General features: G+C 52.3%; 23 protein-coding genes, 1 pseudogene and 1 other annotated feature. Of the genes and pseudogenes, 11 read left to right on the top strand and 13 right to left on the bottom strand.

Annotated features, from left to right (window positions below):
- Window positions 1-5: 5 nt before the first annotated feature.
- Window positions 6-989, bottom strand: a complete 984-nt coding sequence (locus tag FQ179_RS00765; protein ID WP_255474776.1) for a tripartite tricarboxylate transporter substrate binding protein — start codon at window positions 987-989, stop codon at window positions 6-8.
- 303 nt (window positions 990-1,292) lie between these two features.
- Here FQ179_RS00765 and FQ179_RS00760 point away from each other — a divergent pair.
- Window positions 1,293-1,818 (top strand): annotated as a pseudogene (locus FQ179_RS00760) (IS3 family transposase); the annotation flags it as partial.
- Window positions 1,540-1,656 (top strand) — a sequence feature (AL1L pseudoknot). Its footprint overlaps the pseudogene before it by 117 nt.
- 138 nt (window positions 1,819-1,956) lie before the next feature.
- Here the strand turns inward: FQ179_RS00760 and FQ179_RS00755 are convergent.
- The 5 genes from FQ179_RS00755 to FQ179_RS00735 all read right to left on the bottom strand — a co-directional run bounded on the left by FQ179_RS00755 (window position 1,957) and on the right by FQ179_RS00735 (window position 7,643).
- Window positions 1,957-3,219 carry a type II toxin-antitoxin system HipA family toxin gene (locus FQ179_RS00755; RefSeq protein ID WP_255474775.1) on the bottom strand — a complete coding sequence of 421 codons (1,263 nt, stop codon included), beginning with the start codon at window positions 3,217-3,219 and terminating at the stop codon, window positions 1,957-1,959.
- Window positions 3,206-3,466 (bottom strand): helix-turn-helix domain-containing protein, encoded by a 261-nt coding sequence (locus FQ179_RS22870; protein ID WP_370459850.1) that lies wholly within the window; start codon window positions 3,464-3,466, stop codon window positions 3,206-3,208. The genes FQ179_RS00755 and FQ179_RS22870 overlap by 14 nt, the downstream gene beginning before the upstream one ends.
- 780 nt (window positions 3,467-4,246) lie before the next feature.
- Window positions 4,247-5,743, bottom strand: a complete 1,497-nt coding sequence (locus FQ179_RS00745) for a M81 family metallopeptidase (RefSeq protein ID WP_149395375.1) — start codon at window positions 5,741-5,743, stop codon at window positions 4,247-4,249.
- Window positions 5,740-6,759 (bottom strand): tripartite tricarboxylate transporter substrate binding protein, encoded by a 1,020-nt coding sequence (locus FQ179_RS00740; RefSeq protein WP_255474773.1) that lies wholly within the window; start codon window positions 6,757-6,759, stop codon window positions 5,740-5,742. The genes FQ179_RS00745 and FQ179_RS00740 overlap by 4 nt, the downstream gene beginning before the upstream one ends.
- A 65-nt stretch (window positions 6,760-6,824) precedes the next feature.
- Entirely contained in the window at window positions 6,825-7,643 is an 819-nt protein-coding gene (locus tag FQ179_RS00735; protein WP_149395374.1) for a carbon-nitrogen hydrolase family protein, read from the bottom strand.
- A 148-nt stretch (window positions 7,644-7,791) separates the two neighbouring features.
- Here FQ179_RS00735 and FQ179_RS00730 point away from each other — a divergent pair, with 148 nt between their 5' ends.
- Together FQ179_RS00730 and FQ179_RS00725 are read left to right on the top strand one after the other, a co-directional pair.
- A complete protein-coding gene (locus FQ179_RS00730) occupies window positions 7,792-9,129 on the top strand; it encodes an aspartate aminotransferase family protein (RefSeq protein WP_149395373.1) in 1,338 nt (445 codons plus the stop codon).
- Window positions 9,130-9,150: 21 nt separating this feature from the next.
- Window positions 9,151-10,029, top strand: a complete 879-nt coding sequence (locus tag FQ179_RS00725) for a MurR/RpiR family transcriptional regulator (protein ID WP_255474772.1) — start codon at window positions 9,151-9,153, stop codon at window positions 10,027-10,029.
- Between the two features lie 202 nt (window positions 10,030-10,231).
- On the opposite strand, the gene FQ179_RS00720 is transcribed toward FQ179_RS00725, so the two are convergent.
- Both FQ179_RS00720 and FQ179_RS00715 read right to left on the bottom strand, forming a co-directional pair.
- A complete protein-coding gene (locus FQ179_RS00720) occupies window positions 10,232-10,582 on the bottom strand; it encodes a DNA cytosine methyltransferase (protein ID WP_149395372.1) in 351 nt (116 codons plus the stop codon).
- A gap of 341 nt (window positions 10,583-10,923) precedes the next feature.
- Window positions 10,924-11,838: a LysR family transcriptional regulator gene (locus tag FQ179_RS00715; protein WP_149395371.1), complete on the bottom strand. Its 915-nt coding sequence runs from the start codon at window positions 11,836-11,838 to the stop codon at window positions 10,924-10,926.
- A 158-nt stretch (window positions 11,839-11,996) separates the two neighbouring features.
- Here FQ179_RS00715 and FQ179_RS00710 point away from each other — a divergent pair, with 158 nt between their 5' ends.
- From FQ179_RS00710 to FQ179_RS00695, 4 genes are all read left to right on the top strand, one after another.
- Window positions 11,997-12,965, top strand: a complete 969-nt coding sequence (locus FQ179_RS00710) for a tripartite tricarboxylate transporter substrate binding protein (protein WP_149395370.1) — start codon at window positions 11,997-11,999, stop codon at window positions 12,963-12,965.
- 29 nt (window positions 12,966-12,994) lie between these two features.
- Window positions 12,995-13,456, top strand: a complete 462-nt coding sequence (locus FQ179_RS00705) for a MaoC family dehydratase (RefSeq protein ID WP_149395369.1) — start codon at window positions 12,995-12,997, stop codon at window positions 13,454-13,456.
- A gap of 24 nt (window positions 13,457-13,480) precedes the next feature.
- Window positions 13,481-14,680 carry a CaiB/BaiF CoA-transferase family protein gene (locus FQ179_RS00700; protein WP_149395368.1) on the top strand — a complete coding sequence of 400 codons (1,200 nt, stop codon included), beginning with the start codon at window positions 13,481-13,483 and terminating at the stop codon, window positions 14,678-14,680.
- A 580-nt stretch (window positions 14,681-15,260) separates the two neighbouring features.
- A complete protein-coding gene (locus FQ179_RS00695) occupies window positions 15,261-16,055 on the top strand; it encodes an enoyl-CoA hydratase (protein WP_149395367.1) in 795 nt (264 codons plus the stop codon).
- Window positions 16,056-16,331: 276 nt separating this feature from the next.
- Here the strand turns inward: FQ179_RS00695 and FQ179_RS00690 are convergent, their stop codons facing one another.
- A complete protein-coding gene (locus FQ179_RS00690) occupies window positions 16,332-17,222 on the bottom strand; it encodes a LysR family transcriptional regulator (protein WP_149395366.1) in 891 nt (296 codons plus the stop codon).
- A 122-nt stretch (window positions 17,223-17,344) separates the two neighbouring features.
- On the opposite strand from FQ179_RS00690, the gene FQ179_RS00685 reads away from it, so the two are divergent.
- The 4 genes from FQ179_RS00685 (at window position 17,345) to wrbA (ending at window position 20,426) form a co-directional block, all read left to right on the top strand.
- Window positions 17,345-17,755 (top strand): DoxX family protein, encoded by a 411-nt coding sequence (locus tag FQ179_RS00685; protein ID WP_149395365.1) that lies wholly within the window; start codon window positions 17,345-17,347, stop codon window positions 17,753-17,755.
- Between the two features lie 52 nt (window positions 17,756-17,807).
- The gene (locus FQ179_RS00680; protein ID WP_149395364.1) at window positions 17,808-18,530 is read left to right on the top strand and encodes a pirin family protein; all 723 of its coding nucleotides are present in this window, start codon (window positions 17,808-17,810) and stop codon (window positions 18,528-18,530) included.
- A gap of 201 nt (window positions 18,531-18,731) precedes the next feature.
- Window positions 18,732-19,703 (top strand): glutathione S-transferase family protein, encoded by a 972-nt coding sequence (locus FQ179_RS00675; protein ID WP_149395363.1) that lies wholly within the window; start codon window positions 18,732-18,734, stop codon window positions 19,701-19,703.
- 129 nt (window positions 19,704-19,832) lie between these two features.
- Window positions 19,833-20,426: an NAD(P)H:quinone oxidoreductase gene (gene wrbA / locus FQ179_RS00670; RefSeq protein ID WP_149395362.1), complete on the top strand. Its 594-nt coding sequence runs from the start codon at window positions 19,833-19,835 to the stop codon at window positions 20,424-20,426.
- A 366-nt stretch (window positions 20,427-20,792) separates the two neighbouring features.
- On the opposite strand, the gene FQ179_RS00665 is transcribed toward wrbA, so the two are convergent.
- The 4 genes from FQ179_RS00665 to FQ179_RS00650 form a co-directional block, all read right to left on the bottom strand.
- Window positions 20,793-21,512 carry an RraA family protein gene (locus tag FQ179_RS00665; RefSeq protein WP_149395361.1) on the bottom strand — a complete coding sequence of 240 codons (720 nt, stop codon included), beginning with the start codon at window positions 21,510-21,512 and terminating at the stop codon, window positions 20,793-20,795.
- A gap of 94 nt (window positions 21,513-21,606) precedes the next feature.
- Window positions 21,607-22,140, bottom strand: a complete 534-nt coding sequence (locus tag FQ179_RS00660; protein ID WP_149395360.1) for a hypothetical protein — start codon at window positions 22,138-22,140, stop codon at window positions 21,607-21,609.
- 35 nt (window positions 22,141-22,175) lie between these two features.
- Complete coding sequence (locus FQ179_RS00655; protein ID WP_188074471.1) at window positions 22,176-23,414, bottom strand: aconitase family protein; 1,239 nt, start codon at window positions 23,412-23,414, stop codon at window positions 22,176-22,178.
- A gap of 40 nt (window positions 23,415-23,454) precedes the next feature.
- Window positions 23,455-24,441, bottom strand: coding sequence for a tripartite tricarboxylate transporter substrate binding protein (locus tag FQ179_RS00650; RefSeq protein WP_188074470.1), 987 nt, complete (start codon window positions 24,439-24,441; stop codon window positions 23,455-23,457).
- Window positions 24,442-24,495: the final 54 nt, after the last annotated feature.

Genomic DNA, 24,495 nt, shown 5'->3' with positions numbered 1-24,495 from the left:
GCGTCCTACAGCTTTAGCTTCGCGAAATTAATTTTCTCAGTCACATTCTTCCAAAACTCGTTTTCTTCCTGCATAAGTGCTGAAAACTCTTCTGGAGTAGATTTGAACGGTTGGACGCCCATACCCTTGTATAAATTGGCCACCGATTCGGAATCCAAGGTTTTGTTCAACGCTGCGTTGAGCTCAAGAATGACGGCATCGGGGGTTTCTGCTCTTGCAATTAGACCGTACCATGTTGGCTTATTAAGTTGCGGTAAACCTAACTCGGCATACGTTGGTATAGAGGGGTATTCTTCCAAGCGCTTATCAGATTGAATGGCTAAAGCACAAATCTTCCCACCTTTTAAATGTGCGCGAGCCGAGCTGATGTTATCAAAGAGCGCGTCTATCGAACCACCTTGCAAATCGATCATTGCTGGACCTAAGCCACGATACGGGATGTGCAACATATCCGTTTCTGTTTCTGCTAGGAAATAGGCGCCAGTCATATGAGCAAGCGTACCAATACCCGCTGAGCCATATTTCATTTCTCCAGGATTTTCTTTTAATTTTTTTATGAAAGTTTCGTATCTACAGTCTGGCACAGCAGCTTTACTTGCGACTAACACCCCGGGCGCCATAACTAAAGTGCCTACCGGGCGGAAATCTTTTGTGGGATTGTATGGAAGATTTTCGTAAATGTTGGGGGCTACGCCATGCGAGCTACCCGTTGCGATACCTAGTGTGTATCCATCAGCGTGGGCACTGAGCACGTTCTTAATGCCAATTAACCCTCCAGCACCTGCCTTGTTTTCAATAATCAAAGCCTGCCCTAACTCCTCCCCCATCTTTTGCTGGATAACCCTAACAATTAAGTCTGTTGGCCCACCCGGAGCCATTTGTATTACGGCCGTGACCGGTTTATTGGGGTAATCCTGCGCTGATGCCGGACCAATAACAAGGGCGCTTGTTACAAGCGCAAACGCTGACGTTCCGATGATTTTTTTCACTATTGTCTCCTTAGTTAGGAAGGTCATTGTATTCAATGTATACATTAGTCGCAAGATACATTTTAGTAAGCAGTAGAAGCAATGAAATTGGCATCATTACTCTTTGTCTTTTCCTCCCCTTCCTGCTCTCTCAGAATCGGATCAGGTTTTGACGAGGCTAAATATGCCCCAAGTCGACCAAGCATCTCACAGTAACGTCGCAGCGCAAACGTGCGATGCTTGTTGAATCGAACCGGGTTTTGAGGAGGCTCCAAATCTTGAGAGAATGGAGGTACGCACAAGACCAACAAATTTTCCCCTGAAGTGCGCGGCGTGCCGTGCGATTGGTGCAGGAACATCGCGGTGAGTATCGATCACCGTGGACGGCGGTAGAACCGATTGCACCGAAGATCGGCTGCACGCCAAGCACCCTGCTCGATTGGGTGAAGCGCACCGAGATCGACCAGGGAGCCCGTTCTGGTGTCACCACCGAGGAGCGTGAGCGCATCAAGGCGCTGGAGAGGGAGAACCGCGTGCTGCGTCGCGCCAACGAGATCCTGAAGACGGCCAGTGCTTTTTTCGCCCAGGCGGCGCTCGACCGCGAACTGAAGAAATAAACGCCTATATCGATCAGTACCGGGACTTGTACGGGGTCGAGCCGATCTACAAGGTTTTGCAGGTTGCCCCGTCAGCCTACAGACGGCATGCCGCCCGGGCTCGACAACCACAGCTACGCAGCCAGCGGGCCCGAAAGGACGACCAGTTGAAGCCGCAGATCTATCGAGTATGGGAGAAGAACTTTCGCGTATACGGTGCGCGCAAAGTCTGGAAGCAGATGAATCGTAAGGGTGCGCTCAAGGTGTCTTCACCGGAACATTACGAATGACGAGCAAAAACTAGCCACGTCGCAGCTCAAGCAGAAGTCAGCTCGCTAGCTGATGCGTCCTGCCGATCTTAACGCCGCAGGGGCTTGGGGTGCGTAAGTGGATCAGCTTGCAATAGGACCAAGTATTTTCATATTGTGCGCAATCCTGTCGATCATCATTTCACGCATAGCATCTGTGAGTAGCGGTTCGATCGACTCAAACGTATCCACCAGGTTCACGAGCAACGCATCAAGGTGCACCTGAGCCAGTTGCTGGCTGTCGAAACCAAACTTCATTGCGTCACTGAGCACACTTTCGCGCGAAATTTCGAAGCAGCCCTGACTGAGCATCATCGACAGCCGCTTAGGAATAAATTGCAGCTCTGGCACCACGTCATACGCCGGGGCCAGGCGCCAAGTGCCCTCTTTCGGAACATACACTGCCGAATGGTTTCTCGGGTGATCGTCATCGTTGCCAATGAGTGCATTAAATACCATACGGTCAAATAGTTCGAGTTGATCCTCAGGGGGCACATTCATCTTTGCGAGAGTGTTAGCCAGGCGCGGATAGCTCCAACGCAGCTGATCTTCGGGCGCGGCGTTCGGGTATTGCGTCTGCAGCATCGTTGCGCCGCTTAAGGTCATTAGCCGGCGCCCATTCTTTCGATCAAAACGCAAAGAGCGCAGCACCGAGATACCCGTTCCCTTCACCTGCGCAACGCTGTCATGGCGTGTTGTGGCAAAGCGTAGACCCGCTACTCTGGCCCACTGCGCCATGGCGTGTTCGAGCATCGGAACGTCTAAAACATCAGACGGTAATACAGGCTTGATCAGCCAGAAATCATTTCCATCCTGTACTGTCGCTTTAGGCCGTGCTCCTCCTAAGCTAGGTGTGGCCATCAATCGACGGCGCAACCTGGCGTCGACCGGCGGCAAACGCTGACTCATTGCCAGCAGTTCAGAGGCCAACACATCAAGCTGCGGTAGCTTGGGGCTTGCCAGATGAGATACTGACGGGGTCTTGGAAGTCCCAATGGCCAGAGCCCCCCAGCGATCTGCGTTGTTCGCCTTCAATAAGAACGACACATGCGGCGACTGATCCGACAGCCCATGCTCTCTTTGCAACAGCGCCCTGCCCCAGGAGTCTGGGCAGGCATCACGTAGCACGTCGTGCAAGCCCCCGTAGCGCTCCGAGGCAAAAGGCATGTTTAATAAAGGCAGATTTACCGGGTCAATGGAGATTGGCGCATCACTTTGCAGATAGCTTTTCGCGTATATGAATTGCCCAACTCGCTGCTCGGCCTCCACGCTATAACGCCCGACGGTGACCCACTTACCTGATTCAGGATGCTCAAGATAAATATAGTATCGATTAGAAGTCATCATCGTCATCCGGTGTGGTACGAACCCTGGACAGGGGATCGCCCTGATACAGACTGGGATCCAAATCAGGAACTGCATGATCGAGCAAGCCCAGCACGTCCAGCGCTGATAGGTAAGCCACGGCGGCCACCCCAGGATCTCCAGCCTCCAAACGGCGCAGCGTCGACTCCGAAATCGAAATTCGCTTACACAGATCCCTGGCGAGCATTCGTTGTCTTACGCGTTGCGCACGTACACACCGACCCCACATGATGGTCTTTTCATGGGCGTTCATGTTGACAATATGGATCGTAGATTTTTTCTTTGGCACACCAATTACCATTCATAGATAACGTATTATGCATTGTAAAACATTATCTATAAATGGTCTATTCTGGCTTTTTAGTCTGTCAACCATTGACGCTGCGGCCCATATGGCTCAGCCACGTGGCCATAATTGTCGGTCTGTTGCTCAAGCCATTCCATGATTTGCCCCGTTGGCGTGGACGTGAAACTACCCCCTGGGACTCATAATTGAATTCGCTGCTGCGACTAGGCTAAAAAAACTGGGCGGACCCCCTTGCTCGCAATCATGTGCAACAGCCACTTGATATTAAAACCAACCGCACTCAGCACAACATGAATCGCATCGCCCCTTTCACCTTTCAAATGACAGCGGCTCATCCCGTGATCGCTTTTCAAGTGTCCTATGATCAGTTTTATCGCAGAACGTTTTTTTAATAACCGACGCTCCTTACTGCTGAGCCGTTTGTATTTGCCTCGATTGTTTGCAACAGGATGCTGGACTGCTCCAGCTGCTCAGCTACGCACCCGCTCTTTCTTTAAGCTACCAAAAAAGGATTCCACTACTGCATCATCCCAGCAATTGCCGCGTCGGCTCATCAGTCTGGGTATCACGCGCTGGCAATTGCTCGCAAGTCTGGACATCATCCGGCCGGCCGAATAGTTTGTGGGCATCGACTTAGCTTCTGCCTTTTTTTTCCGGCTCAGCCCAAGATGGAAAGCCAATGTCTTTGGTATGGGCCATTAGTCAGTAGTCGGCGGATATGTGTTTGTGACTAAAGGGGAGCTGCGATAGGTCTTGGCATGCAGGTCCGGGCGCATCACAATCGATGATCTCAACACATCGGCCTATAAAAGCAGCTCGAAAATGATTCTTAGCTTTAACGCACAGCAAGCGCAGCGTCGTCAGGTCTACGCCGTGCAGATCATAGAAAGCAGGGTCGTCTCCGGCCACCACACGCTCAGTTATGATTACTCGTGCAGCAGGTAAGCCGCTTATACGAAGCAGCGCGGTATTTCCGCACAGGCGTTCAACCCCAGTTTGCATGGGCCCTGTATTAACGAAGCGACCGGGCGTAAGCCGTTCAACAGTTGCCGAGATATTTACTCCTTCTCCGAAGTGCGTACCATACCGACCACCAAGCTTTATGTCGATAGCATTACCCACTCCCACTTCCATTGCCAGGTTGACGGCATCACCGTCGACGAAGCTCGCAAACAAACAGGCAACTTGCGGAGATGAAGCGATCATTTCGCGAAACAGCGTGGGTGTGTCGCCGCCTCCGCCAGACAAAGGGTTGTCTCCGGAGTCCGTGACAGCAATCAACCCCGCCTGACTAATGGCCATCGCCTGCGTGAGCGCCTCGGCAGCGCTTGGAAGTTGTATTCGAAATTCCGATGTAAGTTCACGCACACGGTTCATGAGTTGGAGGGCAGCATCTCGCCCCTGGTCGCCGCTTGGATCTTTTGTTGCATCGCTGCTGACAAATACGGACGCGCCAGTGTACTCAGTGTCGGAATAAGGGAAGCCGCCGAACACAGAGATGTCGAGGATGGACCCCGTGGTCGCCTCACGTGCTGCCTTTTCAAGTTCGTTCATTGGCCCTGCTGCGGTGCGCATATTAATGCTTGGCAAGATAATGCGTTCGTTCAGTACTGTACGTCGCGTCTTCAAATCATTATCTGCGCATTGCACTAAACTTTTTATAACGCGATCGGCGGTCTCAGCCATATCGATGTGAGGATGTGTTCGATAGGCGGAAGCTACGTCTAAAACCTCTGCCCACTGCGGCGGCATATTGCCGTGAAGATCGAAGCTCGCGCCAACAGGGACGTCAGGCAACAGTTCCCGAACCTTACATGCCAAGTCTAGCTCCGGCGTTTCACGGTCTGTCGTGATTGCTGCACCATGGAGTGACAGATAAACCGCATCCCACCCACCCTCTTCAATCCCAACGCGCAACCCATCCAATACTTCTTCCACAAGCTGATCAAATACTTGCGCATTGATGTGACCTGCCGGTAATGCCGCTGCGCATCTCAAAACAACAACCTCCCATTCTGGATGCTCATCGCTAAATTTAGCCACAGCGCCTAGCTCAGTTGCAGTGCCTCGCATGACCTCCAGTACTTGCGGTCCGATTAGCCACTCGTATGACTCGAACGCAGCCAGGTCAACTGGCACTGGACTAAACGCGTTACCTTCGAACCAGAGCCGAGCGACCGCCAGACGTTTTCTTTTCATTTTCCAGCACCTTTCATTTGCTGCAGTACCGTGCCAAAGCGCTCTCGCTCACTCGTCAAATGCGAGGCCAGCTTTTCAGGCTTTCCGCCTACTGGCACAGCTCCGAGTTCCCGAAAGCGCTTAATGGTGGATGGGAGCTTCTCGAACCTGTCGATGGCCTGACTTATGCGTTCAGTAATATCAGCAGGCGTACCTGCAGGTGCGACAATAACGAACCATGAAGGCATGAGATAGCCCGGAATAGTGTCTGCCACCGGTTTTACGCCAGGCAACACTTCCAGTTCGTTTTTGCTGGCGACGCCAATTGCGACAACCTTTCCTGCACGGATGTTCTCCAATGCGGTTGGTACGTTATCACCCGCCAGTTGTATATGTCCGGCAATTAAATCAGTCGTAGCCTGAGCGGCACCTTTATAGGGCACATGCGCGATATCGACGCCAGTCATTTGCTTGAGTAGTTCGAGTTGAATGTGACCAGTGCTGCCAATTCCTGGAGATCCCCAATTGAGGGCTCCGGGTTTCGCCCTGGCGCGTTCCAGCAAGTCTGGAATGCTCTTTATGTTAGCCATGGGATTGGCAAGAATGACATTGGGTACGTCGGCGACATAGGAAACCGCCGTGAAGTCTTTGGCAGGATCAAATGTCATGTCATTGTAAATGTACGGATTGATTGCTAAGGGTCCTGGCGTGCCCATGAGCAAGGTGTATCCGTCGGGGGCGGCACGTGCCACCTCTGCTGCGCCGATATTGGCCCCGGCACCAGGTTTATTTTGCACAATCACGGGCTGTTTGAGTTCTTCGGAGATTCCATTAGCCACTAGCCGTGCGAGCAGGTCCGTTGTGCCTCCAGGGCCGAAAGGCACTATCAAGGAAATTGGTTTTGTCGGCCAACTATCCGCTGCTGCGGCTGGGAGTGCGAGCAGACCTGCAGCCGCCCCTAGGGTGGTCGGGGCGAGAAGGTAAGTAATGGCTAGACGCAAGGCAGTTCGATACGTATTCATGGTCGTTGTTTTCATGATAGGTTTCCTTAGATGAACGGGAGCTTTTTGGTAATTTTCTGCACGCGTGCAGAAAATGGAACTCAAAGACCGGTGTCTGATTCTCTAATCAGCGATTGATAAAGATCAGGCCGCCGGTCGCGTCGCGAGGGATACGCGATGCGGGCACGTTCGACATGGTCACGATCAATATCAGCAATCAGGAAGGTTTCGGTTGTTGTGTCTGCACTTTGCAGTATCGAGCCATCTGGCGCAATGATCAGGCTACCTCCGCCCATATCCCATTCACCCTCCCGTCCCACTTTATTAGCCGCTATAAGATAACAACCGTTCTCGAAAGCGCGCGTTCGTAAAGTCTCCTGGAACATGTTTACACGGGACGTGGCGTATGGCGCAATCAGGAGTTCGGCTCCTGCTAGTGACAAGCAGCGCGCGGTCTCTGGAAACCCCATGTCATAGCAGATGCCGATGCCTACCTTCCAATTGTTTATGGCATACGTGCTGAATTTTGTGCCGTAGCGAAAGTAAAGCTTTTCCAGACTCAACACACCAGCGGGATGAACTTTTCGATATTTGAAAATGATTTCGCCACTAGCCGTAATGTGCATGGCTGTGTCGAAGTACAAACCAGCTTCAACCTTCTCGTAAATAGTAGCGACAATGGCAATGCCATTGCGCTCCGCTGTTTGACGCATTGCCGAGATGGATGGCCCAGCCTCGGTCTCGGCCAGTGAGTAGTACTGGGTATCGCGGTACTGCGCAAAGAAAATCGTATTGAAGAATTCAGGTACTACAACCAGTTCCGCACCCTCTTTTGCGGCCTGTTCGATATAGTTGATAGCCTTTTCCAGGTTCTCGAAAACGTCTTCACTACTGCACATCTGAACACAAGCAACTCTCATCCGGCAGTCTCCTTTGCGCGGTTAGCGCTAATTTTTCAAGTGGACGCCTCAGATACAACATGAGAGAACCAAATGATTTATTTTGGACTATCATAGTCCATATGATTCAAAAATAAAACAAATTGATCTCTTTAGGTGGTAAAAACCCATGTCACACATTTTTCATCGTAACCCCCAGAGCCCGCCAGCATTAGCTATGCGGGGAGAAGGGAGTTTTATCTGGGATGCCGAGGGAAAGCGTTATTTTGATGGTTCTGGCGGAGCGGCTGTGTCCTGCATAGGACATGCCCACCCTGAGGTCATTGATGCTGTCGTGGCGCAGATGCGAAAATTAGAATATGCGCACACAAGCTTTTTCACCTCTGAGCCAGCCGAGCAATTAGCTCAACTGCTGGCACGTCGGTCGCCGCCCGAGCTGAAACACGTGTATTTTGTCTCTAGCGGTTCCGAATCGATCGAAGCCGCTTTAAAAATGGCGCGTCAGTATCATGTAGAGCGTGGCGAATCGATGCGCCGCCACACGCTGGCGCGTTTACTAAGTTATCACGGCAATACATTGGGTGCTCTCGGAATCGGTGGTCACAAGGGTCGCCGTGCCCTTTATCAGCCGCTTCTTGCCGACACGCGGCATGTATCTCCTTGCTTTGCTTTGCATTATCGCCAAGAGGGCGAATCGGATGACACTTATGGCTCCCGATTGGCAACCGAGCTTGAGCAGACGATTCTTTCATTAGGGCCTGAAACAGTCAGCGCGTTTGTTGCAGAGACTGTGGTGGGTGCAACCGCTGGCGCTGTCACGGCGGTGCCTGGCTATTTTAAAAAAATACGTAAGATCTGTGATCGTTATGGGGTGCTGTTGATTCTTGACGAGGTCATGTGCGGTGTTGGTAGAACGGGGACATATCACGCGTTCGAACAGGAAGGCATCGTCCCAGATATTCTGACACTTGCCAAAGGCTTGGGGGGTGGGTACCAGCCGATTGCAGCGATCATGGCTTCTACAAAGATTGTGGGCACTATCACGGACGGCACAGGAGCGTTTCAACACGGTCACACTTACGTAGGACATCCTGCGGCTTGCGCGGCCGCTCTAGCTGTGCAAAGCATTATCGAACGTGACAATCTCGTGGAGCGAAGTGACGTGCTTGGGGGTTATCTCAACGAACTGCTGCGAGCCCGATTTCACGACCATGCACATGTTTCAGACGTTCGTGGACGCGGCTTATTTAGAGCCGTGGAGCTGGTTGTCAGTCGCGACCCTGACATGCCGTTTGACCCAACACTGAAGCTGCATGCCCGCATAAAACATGAAGCATTACAACTGGGGTTGTTGTGTTACCCAGGAGGCGGCACTATTGATGGTGCGAACGGCGATCATGTTCTGCTTGCGCCGTCGTATCTCACCAACCGCACGGAGCTTGAAGCATGCGTTGAACTTTTGGGAGCGGCTATCGATAAAGCAGTTCAAGCTTTACCCGTAAAATGAGCACTTTTGGAAGCTGGTTATATGATGGACAAGCGTGCGGTCGACAAACTAATCAAAGAGCAATATCAGAACCTGCCTCTCAAACTGCGACAAGCAGCGCGCTATGTCATTGATAATCCCAAGGCCGTTGCCATGAGTTCCATGCGGTCAGTTGCCGCAGCCGCAGACTTGTCTCCCAGCGTTATGAATCGTTTGGCGCGACAGTTAGGCTTCGAGGGTTATGAACCGCTGCGTGCTGTTTATCGAAAATGGCTATCGCAAGGAGGTGGCATATTTGCCGAACGCGCGACGGCGCTACAACAACGGGAAGCGGCGGACAAAACAGAGAGTCTAATCCAGGAGATTATCCAAGAAGACAGACAGAACCTTGAGCAGATCTGCGATGAGACAGCATTGAAAGGCCTGAAGATCGCGCACGATGTTCTTGTTGAGACGCGACATATTTTTGTGGCTGGGCTTCGAAGTTTGTTTCCTGCGGCGTTTTACTTCAATTACGCCTGTAATATGTTCATGCACAACACCAGCCTGCTAACGGGCATTGCGGGTGTTTTTGCTGATGACCTTCGCCATGCCCGAAAGGGTGATGCGTTGGTGATATTCAGTTATGACCCGTATGCTCGGGACGCCCTATCTGCTGCGAAGTTTGCACAAGGAAAAGGCATGCGCGTCATAGCCATCACAGACAGCGTTTTGTCACCCATTGCCACCCACGCAACAGTGGCCATAGTGGTGCCGAATGCCACCCCTTCATTTTTTCCCTCTGTGGTGCCTGCTATGGCAGTTGCACAAACAATAGTTGCTCTTCTGATCGCAAGTGGCGGAAAAAAAAGCTTAAGAGAGATAGAAAAAAGTGAAGAACAATTGCGTGACTTTTCGGTTTATACGCAGCAAGGGAAGTAACCTGGCAGGCTGGGCACGGCCTAACTGGGTGATACCAACCACTTATTTTAATGGTGGATTGGTGCTTGTAGGCCGGGTGCGGCCCATGACCTCCTCAAAAATCAGCAAAACGTCACAGGGATCATAGACTTCCTGTTTACCAACAGCCTGGAGAGAGCAACAGATTTAGTACACACCGAGCCAACATAGTTAGCGTGATGGACTATATGCTGCGGCCGGCAATCACGCTGCCTTCGATGTTCATCCCAACAGCCTCGTGCTCGCGCTGTAACTTCAGGTAGCCATGAAGGGCATTTACACTTATCAATCCTAAAACTTTTATAAGCTCCAGGCTCAAATTGCCTTCATGAAAATCCGCCTCAAACATGTCAACTTTATCTTGACCGAAACCCCTAACGGCACGCGCAATCGCATAGGCGAACCTACATGGAACCGCATTACCGATTTGTTTAAAAATCGAACATTGAGAGCCAGAAAAATTATAACCTGTTGGAAATACTGGCAGCGAATCGGTGCGTGACGGAGAGCCCTGTGGGCTTGGATATGGATCCATCTTTTGGCATGGTTACCTCCCCTAGAGTCATACGCAGGAGGGGGCTCGGATTTGATCAATTTCCTAAACGGGGTCGCCCACAGGCGCCACCACAGATGGGTCTACATCCTCCCCTGGGCCAGGTTTTTTTTGACGAGGTCCATACCTCCAAGATGCTAACGGCCACTGTACCTGCGTACATCCAGTGTACGCACCCAGAGTCTCTAGTTATAAGGCAAACGTCGAGCCGTGTGGACCGTTTTTAATAGTACGTCGGTAGATGAGTGGAGCGCGGCGCAGTCGAATGATTAATATAATGTTTCGATTTCGCTGATGCACGCCTTCAGTGATTCCCAATCGCTTCAAATACTCAGCTTCGCATTCGGGTCTTCAGTGGAATAGTCCTGCAAATACTGGATGAAGGCTTTAACGTAGTCAGGTAATGCAGCAAATGACCTGACTACGATCATTTGCTGGCGTAAAGTCCAGTGTTCGTCGAGCCGAACCCAGTCGACCAAACCCTTCTCGACTGCGGGCCTCGCGAGAGTCGCCGGTATCAGCGTGATCCCCACTCCTTCTTGAACACAGCGCAGCGCAGCGCCAAAGTTGGGCACATGCACTCGAACGTTCATGTGACAGCTCAAGCTGTTAGCCATTTGCTGCAAGTACAAAAAGTTACTGCTGTTTCTTCCGATAGACACGATGTCGTACTGCAGCATCATGTCTAGTGTGACTCGTTCTCGTTTCGTCAATGGATGACCAGGCACAGTGATCACCACTAACTCATCATGTCCGTATTCAATCGACTCAAGTCCACGCAAATGAACAACGCTGGCTACCAGCCCGATATCAGCCATATTGTCATGCACTGCTCTGACAGTTTCGTCGCTCAGATGCTCCTCCAAATCAATATTCACATTGGGGTACGCAGCAAGAAAACGGCTTAGTGGAATTGGCAACTGACTTAGGGTGCTGCTGTTGGCAAACACACGGACCTGCCCCACCACTCCCGAGGTGTAGCGCCTCATTTCGCCATGCAATTGGTCGATGTTGGACAAGACGCTCTGGCAGTAGCGATAAACAGTTTCACCGGCCGACGTAAGCGCCATGCCTTTTGGCGTACGGTTGAATAAGGAAGCACCCATAGCGCGTTCTAAATTTTTTAATCTATAGCTGGCGGTGGGAGCCGTCATATGCATGTCAAGCGCACCATTGGTTAGGCTCTTGGCATTGGCAATGGCCATGAATACACGTAGATCTGTGAGTTCGTATCGCACGCCCATCTCCTATCAATGACGCGTAGATGACTCAGCATTATAGGTTCAATTCGAATTTTTCTAATGCTACTGGTGAGTATTTCAACTGGACCGTGTGAAATACTCACGCCTATAGTGAGTCTAATAACTCACTTCTGAATATTCAAAGGACGTAGAAAATGACTTTTCCTGCTCGCCTCGCTATAGCTTCCGGTCTTTTAGCTCTGTTCGCTTCAAGTGTCGCTCTGGCCGCCTACCCTGAGCGCACCGTAAAGCTCGTAGTGCCCTACGCTGCAGGCGGCCCAACCGACACATTCGCACGAGTACTTACCGAGGTGTGGGGGAAAAACCTCGGTGCCACCATGATTGTCGAAAACAAGTCTGGGGCGGGAACAATGCTAGGGACTGAGTTTGTGGCCAAGTCAGCACCCGATGGCTACACCATTTTGCTTTCCACTGTGGCTCACTCAGTTAACCCCAGTCTGCACGAGAGCCTTAGTTACGACCCCATCAAAGACTTTTCATCAGTTGGGCTTGCCGCGCGTGCACCGCTCGTACTAGTGGTTAACAATGACTTGCCTGCTCACACAGTCACTGAGTTCTTTGATTACCTCAAAAGCAACCCAGGCAAAGTGAACTACGCATCTGCAGGAATTGGAAGTGCACCCCATCTAGGTGGTGCGTTGCTCAATCATATAGGCAAATTTCAGACCATTCATGTCCCTTATCGCGGTAGTGCGCCTGCTATGGCCGATGTAATTGGCGGACATGCCGAATTCATGATTGATAGCGCTCCCACTGGGTTAGCCCAAGTCAAAGCGGGTACCGTCAGGCTTCTAGCAACGACAATGAAAGACCGTCTGCCACTGACGCCGGATACTCCCGCAATAGCCGAATACTTGCCTGGATACGAAGCCTACACATGGAATGCGGTTCTTGTGCCTACAGGAACGCCCGCAGAGGTCATCGAACAAATTAGATCCGCCCTGCAGAAGTCATTGCAAGATCCAGCGCTTAAAGAGAAAGCCAATATGATGGGCCTACTCTTGGAAAGTGAGCCCAACCCGGCTGATTTGGATGTTTTCATCAGCGCGGAAATCGATAAATGGCGTGATGTGGTAAAGACATCGGACATGTCAAAAAACTAATTACTATAAATGACACTTGGAGTATGAACATGATTTCACATCAGCTTTGCGAACAACGATACTTTGAAGATTTCCAGCTAGGAGAACGCTTTAACATCCCCTCCCGCACTATGACCGATGCCTTATTCGCAGCGTTTCAAATGGCCAGCGGAGATAACCATCCGGTTCATTATGATGTTGAATACTGCCGTGCACTCGGAATGCCACATATGCTTGCGCATGGATTTCAGGTGCTTATCCAGTCGGCTGCCGGTGCTGGCATGTTTCCCCATATGGTCGAAGCGTCATTAAAGGCGTTCATTGAACAAAGCAGTCGCTTTCTGAAACCGGTATACGTAGGCGATACCCTGTACCCCTCACTCGAGGTGGCTGAGATGACTGCTGGCAATACGACTGGCGTACTAGTTATGCGCTCTGAAATCAAGAATCAGCGTAGCGAGACTGTTATGGATGGTCTGCAAAAATATCTACTGCGCAAACGACCTAATTAACATTTTCATGGATGAATCAGAGCTATGTTGCCTCTCAATGGTGTAAAGGTCCTGGACCTCAGTAAAGTATTGGCTGGCCCGCTGTGCGCGCAGTCACTGGGGGATCTGGGCGCGGACGTTATTAAAATAGAACCGCCAGGAGTGGGTGATGACGCCAGGGCTTGGACCCCAAAATACGGTGATGAATCCGCCAGTTTTCTGGCGGTCAATCACAACAAAAAGAGTCTGGCAATTGACCTGAAGGCAAAGCAGGGGCAAGAGATCTTTCATCGTCTTGCGCGCAACGCCGACGTCATTATTCAGGGCTTCGGATCGGGTACAGCCCGGCGCTTGGGTGTCGATTACGAGACGTTAAAGGCGATTGTTCCCGACGTCGTTTATTGCGAAATTTCCGGGTATGGTCGCGATGGCCCTATGGGCTCAGAGCCCGGCTATGATGTGATGCTCCAGGCGTTCAGCGGCATGATCAGCAGCATAGGTCAAGCGGGTGGCGAGTGCGCACGCGTCAGCTTCTCCCCGGTGGACTTGGGGACGGGCATGCACGCCGTATCGGGCATACTCGCCGCACTTCTTCACAAAAAAAACTCAGGTCAAGGTTCTTATGTAGAGGTATCGCTGCTTGATACAGCAATGGGATACATGGGTTATATGGCGCACAACTATTGGGCGTCTGGGCGGGTCCCAACTCCGATGGGAACGAGCCACCCCTCACTTTGTCCATATCAGACATTTGCCACATTAGATGGCTCGCTCATGCTTGGGGTGGGTAATGATAGGTTATGGCAAAAGTTTTGTAGCAGCGCTGATCTTGGACCGTACATGGCCGATCCGCGATTTGCGACCAACGCCGCCAGAGTAAAGAATTTCGCCCAAACCTGCGCGTTGGTGGAAGAGCGACTTCGCACGCGCGGAACAGAAGAATGGATCAGCATTCTTCGCGCTGCAGGTGTTCCAGTTTCACCAATCCAGACCCTGGCCGAGGCATTGAATCACGAGCAGGTCAAATCACGAAATATTGTTGTGAAAAGCGCTCATGCAACGCTGGGCGAAGTCTCACACATTGCATACCCTGTCACATTTAACAAACAGCCTCGAGGCGTCAAGTCTGCTGCACCCACCTTAGGCCAACACTCTCAAGAGGTGCTGCTGCAGGCTGGGTATGATCAATCCGAGATAGAACGATTCCTCTCCCAAGGAGTCATCGCTCAGTACGAAGGTAAATGAGCGCGGCCCCGTAAGCATGACAAATCGGTCTCCTTGTGGCGGGCACACCCATTGTTTTACAGGGACCCCAGCGACGCTTGGATCGAGCCTACGACGTCCTTGGTATTGCGAAGCGCAGCACCGCCGAGCATATCAGGACAGGCAACGCAGCACTGGCTACCTCACCGCCTTCCAGCCCGGCGTCACTGACGGGACTGCGCTGCGCTCAGCGAGTCCAATACCCCTTGTACATAAGCGTAGAGATCGTCAACTCTCGCGCGCGGCTGCGCGCCGCGCGCTGCACGCCAGAACAGTTCAAATCCAACGGTTTTCTCGAGATGCGAGCACAGTTTGCTCACCACAGATTGGGTCGAACTAAATGCCTCGATGGTACGCGTAAAATTTCTTAACTAATAGACAGCACGCAAGACCCTAAGCTGGCTCAACGAGATGCCCATCACTGTTATCCCTGGGGTTGGAAGGGTCGCGATACTGTCGTTATGTGTTCTAAAGCGAGCTGAATATATAAAAACTGATTGCTTGTTGTGATTAACAAAAGCCCATACCTTACTCGTTCAACTATTGTCGGAGCCTCACTACGATGACCGCAGCCATTCCTATCTTTGCTCACAGCCTGATCGCGCGCGATGAACGCGGCGTTTATACGCTACAAATACGCGATGCCAAAAGTTTAAACATCCTGGCAACACCAGTTACTCAGAGCTTAACTAAGGCCGTACGCTGGATCGCAGCCCAGGATGATGCGCGCGTAGTGGTTATTCGGGGATCGGGTGAGAAAGCTTTCGTGGGAGGAGCCAATATCTATGAAATGGCAAAGCTTGATCCAGAAGGCGCTCGTACGTTCATCACGAATTTGCGCCAGCTCTGCGAAGCAGTAGCCGATATCCCTGTACCTACCATCGCGCGCATCCAGGGGTTCTGCCTGGGGGCTGGCATGGAGCTAGCTGCAGCTTGTGATATTCGTCTGGGCTCGCGCGATACCGTTTTCGGTATGCCGGAGGTTCGGGTGGGGATACCTTCAGTTATCCATGCTTTGCTACTACCCAATCTGATCGGCTCCGGCGCCACTAACTGGCTGCTGCTCACCGGCGAGACCATTGACGCGGAACAAGCGCTGCGCTGGGGTTTCCTACAATTTTCCTGCGAGCCACAGGGTCTCGATTCTCTAATCGAACGCAGCGTTGCGCCCATCATCGCGAGCGGCCCGCGCGCCGTGCGCTCGCAGAAAGCCTTGCTGCGCTACTGGAGCACATCGACGGTAGAGGCAGGGCTGGATCGCAGTGTTGACGCCTTCAGCCACGCTTTCACGACCTCCGAGCCCCATGAGTACATGGCTCCTTTTGTAGCCCGCAAACAACGACCGGAAACGCAATAATCCGCACCGCTGGCATCCTGGATGACGCGCGTGCGGCCGATATAACATCGATGAGATGCCTGTCGGTCACGTCGATTTACGGCAGCACTGCGAAACAGCATTGGGTTAGGTACCTGGTCGGACTGGTGTGGACTCTTGTTTATTGCCTCAATTTCTGACACATCGGTAGGACGTGCGAGCTAGGGCAGCCTCTTAACACTCGGTTTACCGAATACAAAAATGGCAGAACCAGATACTTTATATCCTTTCCTGCCCTGATTCTTACTTGTGAGTACTTTACGCGCCGTCCTGAGGGAAGCTCTCTACTAAGAATTCGGTAAATGCGCGCACCACTAACGATGACTGTCGATGCTGCGGATAAACCGCATATAGGGTGAAACCTTCGGGGCGAAAAGCCTCCAGCACCTCCACCAGTCGTCCCTCGGCCAGCGCACCGGCAACAATGAAGTCAGGCAATATAGTAAGACCCAGGCCGGCGACTGCGGCGTCGCGCAGCATCTCGCCATTGTTCGAGCGCATCGGCCCGCTCACCGAGACCTTGCGCATGCGCTCGCCGATACGAAAGGTCCACTGCGCTTGAGGCGTATGCCCGTAGATGAGACATGTGTGGGCGGCAAGTTGCTGCGGCGCCGTCGGTACGCCATGTTGACGCAAGTAGCCAGGGCTTGCACAGGTAATCAGTTGCACGGCGGTGATCCGTCGTGCGATCAGGCTGGAGTCAGCCAATGTACCAATGCGTAAGGCCATGTCATAGCCCTCGCCGATTACGTCTACGATGCGGTCACTAAGCTCAAGTTCCACTGACACCTCGGGATGGCGTTGCATGAAAGCGGGTATCAATGGGCCCAGATACATGGTGGCAAACGTCATTGGCGCGCTTAACCGCAGCACGCCGCGAGGCGTTGCCGTTTGGTTGGTGATCATCTGTTCGGCGGCATCGACCTCCAGCAGAATGCGCTGAGTGCACTCGTAATAAGCCAGCCCCAGATCGGTGACGCGTAGTTGCCGCGTGGTGCGCTCCAGCAGTCGCGCACCCAGCCGCTTCTCCAGCGCGGCGATGCGCTTGCTGACGAACTGTTTGGACAGGCCCAACCGATCAGCCGCTGCCGTAAAGCTTTGCGCATCCACGGTTTCTGCAAAGATCCGCATGTCTTCGAGCTGGCTCATTGTCTCTCTTTAGTTGACAGTGTTAAGCGTTTGAGCCTATTTATCAAATCGCATAGGGACTTTATGATAACCCTTTATCGATGCAGCAACGACTGCATTTTCTCTCACTTCGGAGCGCTATCATGATAAACGGTCAATCGTCCAACGTTTCTGCCGCAGCCCGTGTGCTACTGGCTTTGCTGTTTGTCGTCAGCGGCTTCGGCAAGTTGGCCGAGCCAGCCGCGACCAAGGCCTACATCGTTTCGACTGGCCTGCCTTTACCAGATCTCGCTTATTTGGCCGCCCTTTTTGTTGAGATCGTGCTGGGCCTGGGTTTGTTAGCCGGTTACCGCACTCGCGTGCTGGCAAGCCTGCTGGCCATGTTTACATTGGTTACCGCATTCGTCTTTCATGCGCAGTTCGCCGACCCGAACCAGATGACTCATTTTTTGAAAAACATTGCTATCGCCGGTGGCTTGTTGCAGGTGGCAGTATATGGCGCCGGCGGCTTAGGGCTAGATGCCCTACGTGTACGTCGCAGCCAGACTGCCTGATCGCTTCGGGTGAGGAAAGCTCCTCCATTTCACATTACCAAGGAGAACCATAATGATGCAAGTACGCAAGGCTTCTGAGCGCGGCGTGGCCGAACACGGCTGGCTCAGCTCGCGCCACACCTTTTCGTTTGCAGACTATAGAGATCCCAGCCAGATTGGGTTTTCGGATCTGCGCGTGATCAATGAAGATCGCGTAACGCCGGGCCAGGGGTTTGGCACGCACCCGCACCGAGACATGGAGATTTTTTCCTACGTGTTGGAAGGCACCCTGGCGCATAGCGACAGCATGGGCACCGGCTCACAGATCAAGCCCGGCGACGTACAGCTTATGAGTGCCGGTACCGGCGTTACCCACAGCGAATTTAACGGCTCCAAAGAGGCACCGGTGCATTTCCTGCAAATCTGGATCGTGCCGGACCACACAGGGGGTGCACCGGCCTACCAGCAGAAGCACTTTGATGAAGCGGACAAGCGTGGGCGTCTGCGCCTGATTATTTCACCCGATGGCCTCGATGGCTCGCTGCGTATTCAGCAGGACACCCGCGTCTTCGCGGGCCTGTTCGACGGCGATGAAAGTGCCACGTTGGCGCTGGACAAGAACCGCCATGCCTATGTGCATGTGGCTCGCGGCAGCATTGAACTGGATGGTGTAAAGCTGGAAGCCGGTGACGGCGTGCGCCTGCGCAATCCGCAGTCACTTCAGCTCACCGGCGGTAAGGGTGCCGAGGTACTCGTGTTCGATCTGCGCTCACAGGAGTTGCCGCAAATGCCGTGAGATGTTGCAAACCGTAGGACGCGTCGACGCACGGCCGATACTCGTCTAAAAGAAGGAACTCCGTCATGAAACACGAAGTAGCACTGGGTACGGCCTAGGTAGAGCATCACCCTTAAATTGGGCTGGAGCAGTATTGGAAAAGGGCTGACACATTAGAATTGAAGGCGATCGTGCACCCGTTTTTAAAAGGATAAAAACGTTATGGGACTTTTAGTCGATGGAACATGGCATGACCAGTGGTATGACACCTCAAGCACCGGGGGACGCTTTGTACGCAGTGATGCACAGTTTCGCAATTGGGTCACACCCGATGGCTCCGCTGGCCCGACGGGCAGCCAGGGTTTTAAAGCCGAGGCAGGTCGCTATCACCTGTACGTCTCGCTCGCGTGTCCGTGGGCCAACCGCACTCTGATCCTTCGTGCCCTCAAAGGTCTGGAAGACGTGATCAGTGTATCCGTGGTCAACCCTTATATGGCAGAAGACGGCTGGACTTTCGAGCCCGGCCCCGGCGTGATCGCCGACCCCGTCGCACGGGCCCGGTACATGTACGAAGTCTATCTACGAGCCAAGCCAGAGTACAGTGGTCGCGTCACGGTCCCGGTGCTTTGGGATTTGGAGCGCGAAACTATCGTTAATAACGAGTCGGCGGAAATAATGCGCATGCTTAACTCAGCCTTTGATGGCTTTGCGACAAAGGACGGCGATTATTCACCCGCCGACTTACTGCCCGAAATCGATGCCATTAACGCCTACACGTACGATGCCATTAACAATGGTGTCTACAAGGCAGGCTTTGCCACCGAACAGAGCGTGTATGAAGACGAAGTGCGTAATCTCTTCGCCGCACTGGACAAACTTGAAGTCAAGCTTGATCAGCAGCGTTATCTGGTGGGCGAGCAGATCACCGAAGCCGACTGGCGTTTATTCACGACCTTGATCCGCTTCGATTCGGTGTATTACGGTCATTTCAAGTGCAACCTGAAGCGTCTGAGCGATTACGAAAACTTGTGGAGCTACACGCGCGAGCTCTACCAATGGCCGGGCGTTGCGGGTACCGTGAATTTCGATCACATCAAGCAGCACTATTACCGCAGCCACGCCACCATCAATCCCAACGGCATAGTCCCCGCAGGCCCTGTTTTAGACTTGGATCGCCCGCCAAGTCGGCGATAGTTCGGGGGGCGTGTCTGCGGTGCAACCAGATAACATTTCCCTGCAGCCCAACAGACACCCAGGCGTCAGGAAACGCATTTATGTACATGCGAAGAACACTCTAGCTAACTACTCAAGAAGGAACACATCATGGCAGTCAAGCTTGCTATTATTTTTTACTCTACCTATGGCACCAACCATCAAATGGCCTCGATTGCGGCCGAAGCAGCAAAAACGACGAACGCGGAAGTACGACTTTTGAAAGTCGCCGAGACGGCACCAGAGGAGGTCGTTGCGGGCCAAGAGGCCTGGAAAGCACAAGCCGACAAGGTTGCCAACATCCCCACTGCCACGGTAGAAGACATGGAATGGGCGAACGCCTACCTGTTCTTGGCTCCGACACGTTTCGGTGTTATGGCAAGCCAGATGCGCGCTTTTATCGATACCCTCGGAGGCGTATGGAGCAAAGGCGGCCTTGCCGACAAAGCCGTATCTGCGATGTCATCCGCTCAAAACCGGCACGGCGGACAGGAAGCGACCCTGCTTTCCTTTTATACATCGATGTTTCACTGGGGTGCAATTGTCGTGACGCCTGGCTATACCGATCCATCAATTTTCAAGGTAGGCGGCAACCCCTATGGCTACAGTCACACACAAGGCGAGGAATTTACCGAAGATGTGAAAACCGCGATTAGCCATCAGACTCGCCGCTTGATTGACGTCGCTGAAAAAATCAGTGGATGAGTAAGCCTGATCGTACAATCTCCTGCCGTAAGCAAGAGTTCCGCCTGTTCCTTGCTTATTCGCAAAAAGTAGCCCGCTCAGCGTAATCTTGACGGTTTCGCCTTTTGAGCACCGAGCTGCCGGGCCCGGCAAGGCCCCGTCCGGTGGCCGGGTCCTGGTTATTGATCAATCAGCATCTGTAAAGCGCTTGATAACGGACTTCGTTTTGGTGGCATTAGAGCAGGCGCTGCACCAGGGGTGTTCTATCCTAACCGATAGGCTGACTGAACATCTGGGCTCCCTCAATGCACCGAAGCTGATATCGAACAGCTTATTACCGGTGGATCCGGTGTATGTGGTGGAAAAGCATGTGTCCGCTTTAGCATCCTACGACTTCGCCAAATCGACGATACGTTTTCCGCCGTCGACTTCCGCACATTTGTCTATTTCATACTGCACTTTTCTCTTGGCGAACGCCAGCACTTCAAGAATATGACTGCGTGGAATAAAGCATACGCCAGCGCCGTCGGCCACAACTAAGTCGCCTGGATGAACCTCGATACCGCATATATTGACCATGCCGTTGATTTCAACGGACTCAACCCGCCACTTGCCTGTTATCGGAGTAATTTCAGTGGACCAAATAGGGTATCCAATGGCGATGAAATCGGGCACATCGCGAACTGCGCCATCAACAATGGCACCAACTTCGCCCTGACGCTTTCCCATACGCCCTCCCACGCTTCCCATATTTGATGCGCCAGCCACTCCCTGAATAACAAGAACGTCGCCCGGTTTGGCAAGGTTGTGACATTCAATTTCAGCCATCCGGCTGTCATTAGCTTGGGCGAGTAAAAATGGATCTTCCTCCCGCGCCACATTCTTAAGCGTTAACGCGGTGCCGACCATACGCCTATTGGGCATAATGCATCTAAGCTTGGACGCACTTATCGCTCCTGGAATACCCAAGGAGTCCAATGCATCGGATACGGCAGATGTTGCGTCTCCTAGTGCCTCAAACTCCGCCAGAATTGTTGGGTCAGTGTGGGGCAGCTCTAGCAGTTTAATCTTCTCCCGAGCAATTCTTCCTGTTAATTCTATAGTCATTCGTGTTCTTCCATGCGCTCTGAGCCGTGCAGTGTCAACAATCCTGCCAGGCTATTAGGAGCTATTGATTCGGCGGAATTAATGGTCGGCGCAATTAAGCCGGTTCACCTAAATGAGGGTTGTTTTTCAGATGTTCGACGAGCATCCCTATTGACCCGCCTTGCTGGATGATCTGCTGAATACTCAACGGTGGCGAGGGATAGAAAAAGACTTCTCCTGTCGTCAGGTTTTGAACTTCCCCATTCTGATAGTTGACCTGTAGATCATCACCATTCTGGATATTCTTGCTGATATCGTTGCAGTCTTTCAGACAAAGCAGTGGCAAGTTGTAAACGCCCTGAGAGGCGCGCACACCCATGGACTCACAGAGTATTCCAACACCCAACGCCTTCAATGCGTACAGACCGTTATTGTGGGCTTTGCCAGCTAAGAAATTTTTTCCAGCAACAATAAAATCCCCTCGCTGAATGCGCTGTGCCAATTCGGGATCGATCTCCCTAAACAACAAGGGCATGAGTTCAGCCGGATCGGTAACCCGCCCAATCACCTTGTCAAAACTAATCACTCCGCCATCGTGCGGAATGTTATCTCCCAGCACGTGCGCATAACCTCGTTGGATCCAGTTCATGATTTATCGGACGCCTTTAATAAAAGTTCAGGAACTTACGTGCGAGGATCGGTTATGCACCCTTCGATCGCAGAGCGCGCAACGGTGATGGGACTGCCTAAATAGCACTTAGCATCTTTGGCGCCCATCCTGCCCGCGCCGTTAGTTGCCGCCGTGGAAATAGACACTTCATTTGGAGCCAGAGGGCCACCCAACCCGCCGGCACAGAGGCCGCAACCAGGAGGCAACTGAATGGCGCCCGCATCGGCAAAAATGTTGGACAAGCCACTGTCGGATAACTGTTTGGCTACGGCGACCGTACCCGGCACAACGAACATCCGCACATGCGGTGCAATTTTCTTATTTTTCAGGATGTCCGCAGCTATCCGAAAGTCGTCATACATGCCAGAGCCACACGCTCCGATAAAGGCATGGTCTATCTTCAAGCCGACCACCTCGTCTATCGATACGCCCTGGTCCGGCGCGCCTGGCAATACGACCTGTGGGCTAACTTCGCCGATATCCAGGGTAATCTTGTTTTCGAAATGGGCATCTTCATCGCTGATTTGCGTTTGCCAACCGCCCGTCAACTGTTGAGACGGAAACAACACGTTGGCTACGCCAATTTCGGTCAGCGTATTGCACAACGCTACTCGAGACGAAAGGGGCATTTCGTCTACAGCATGACCGGAAAACTCGACAACTCTATAGTCAAAATCGATATCCAACCTTTCCGGCGACAACTGCGAAGACAACCAGAAACCCAGATCGCGCGGATGCGCACCGAATGCAAACTGGCCCGTCAATTCAATTCGAATCGTGGCCGGCACGGTTACCCACAATGATCCGGTAGCCAACACAGTAATGATATCGGGCCCTGCCCTATGAGCATACGCACCCACCGCTCCAAAGTTTGTGCAATGCATGTCGTACGAAAACAGAAACATTCCCGGCTTTACCAGCCCGACCTCCATCGGGTAAATGTGACCGTGCCCAGCCTGGCCCGCTCCAAAAAAATATCGGACACCCCATTTTTCCGCAACGTGTCTATGGTTTTTAGCGTCCAAGATTGCTTCGGATGTCAAATGGAGCACTTTGTGGTCCGTAATGATCATTACCTTTTCGGGCGCAGTAATTCTGCGGTAGCCAAGCTGCGACAGTTGCTCGTATGCCATGTTGACATAGCCATCGTGCATGATTACAAGTTCAGGATTTGGCTGGACGATATCGCCCGGCGAAACCTTGTCTTTGCCCGAGGCTCTCGCCAGAATTTTTTCGGCTGATGTCATAGCCATATGCATTCCACCTTTATCGCATCCACCGTCCAAAATGCGTTTAATTGACTTTGACGTTGGCCGACTTAGCAATCGCCGCCCATTTTTTCATTTCACTTCTGATGAATTCGGAAAACTCGTCAGGCGTAGTCGGCGCAGGAGTGAAACCCAGTGAAACCAGCTTGTTCATTGTCGCGGGGTCATTCAACAAGGCTACCATTGCCTTGTTCAGTTTTTCAATGATGGCGGGTGGCGTTCCTTTTGGGGCCAGGATGCCATTCCAATCTTCTATCTCAAAATCCGGAACACCAGCCTCTGCCATTGTGGGCACATCCGGAAATAATGGGCTCCGTTCCATGCTGGTAACGGCTAGGGCATTCAACCGACCCGATTCAACTAACCCTCGCGAAGGTGCCAAGCCCCCAAAAGTAAAAGACACTTCACCACTGACCACTGCAGTTGTGGCGGGCGTCGCACCTTTATAGGGCACATCCAACGCGCTGATTCCCGTCTGGTTATTGAACAATATCGAAGCCATGTATGCGGCACTGCCAACACCTGCCGTACTAAAGGCTAACGACCCAGGGTTCTTCTTGCCCGCCGCAATTAAATCACTAACTGTTTTGAACCCCATTTTGGGTGCTGCACACAAAATTAATGCTGTCTTTGCAGATAAGCTGATAGGCACAAAATCCTTCAAAGTATCGTAAGGCAAGGAAGAGTAGATGTACGGGTTGATCGTCAACGCGCCGATGTGACCCACTAATAACGTATATCCGTCCGCCGCCGCGCGGGCTGCATATTCAGTGCCAACTATGCCGGCAGCTCCGGCCCGGTTTTCAACTACTATGGACTGTTTCAGCCTCTGCCCCAAGCCTTCGGCGACAACGCGGGCTACTACATCGGTATTTCCGCCTGGTGCGAAAGGCACGATAAGCCGAATGGGTTTATCAGGGTACGACGAGGCTGACTGGGCGGTAGCGACAGAGAAAGAACTCAACGCTGCCAAGGCAACCCAAGCATGACACAATAGTTTAAAGAATCTCATAGCTTCCTCGTGTTTAATTGTATGACAAACATTAGTTAATAAGCCTATATTTCT

The sequence above is a fragment of the Pusillimonas sp. ANT_WB101 genome (genome assembly GCF_008369125.1).
Classification (GTDB): Bacteria; Pseudomonadota; Gammaproteobacteria; order Burkholderiales; family Burkholderiaceae_B; genus Allopusillimonas.
Note: the sequence above shows the minus strand (reverse complement) of the source record. Positions and strands in the feature narration are given on the sequence as shown.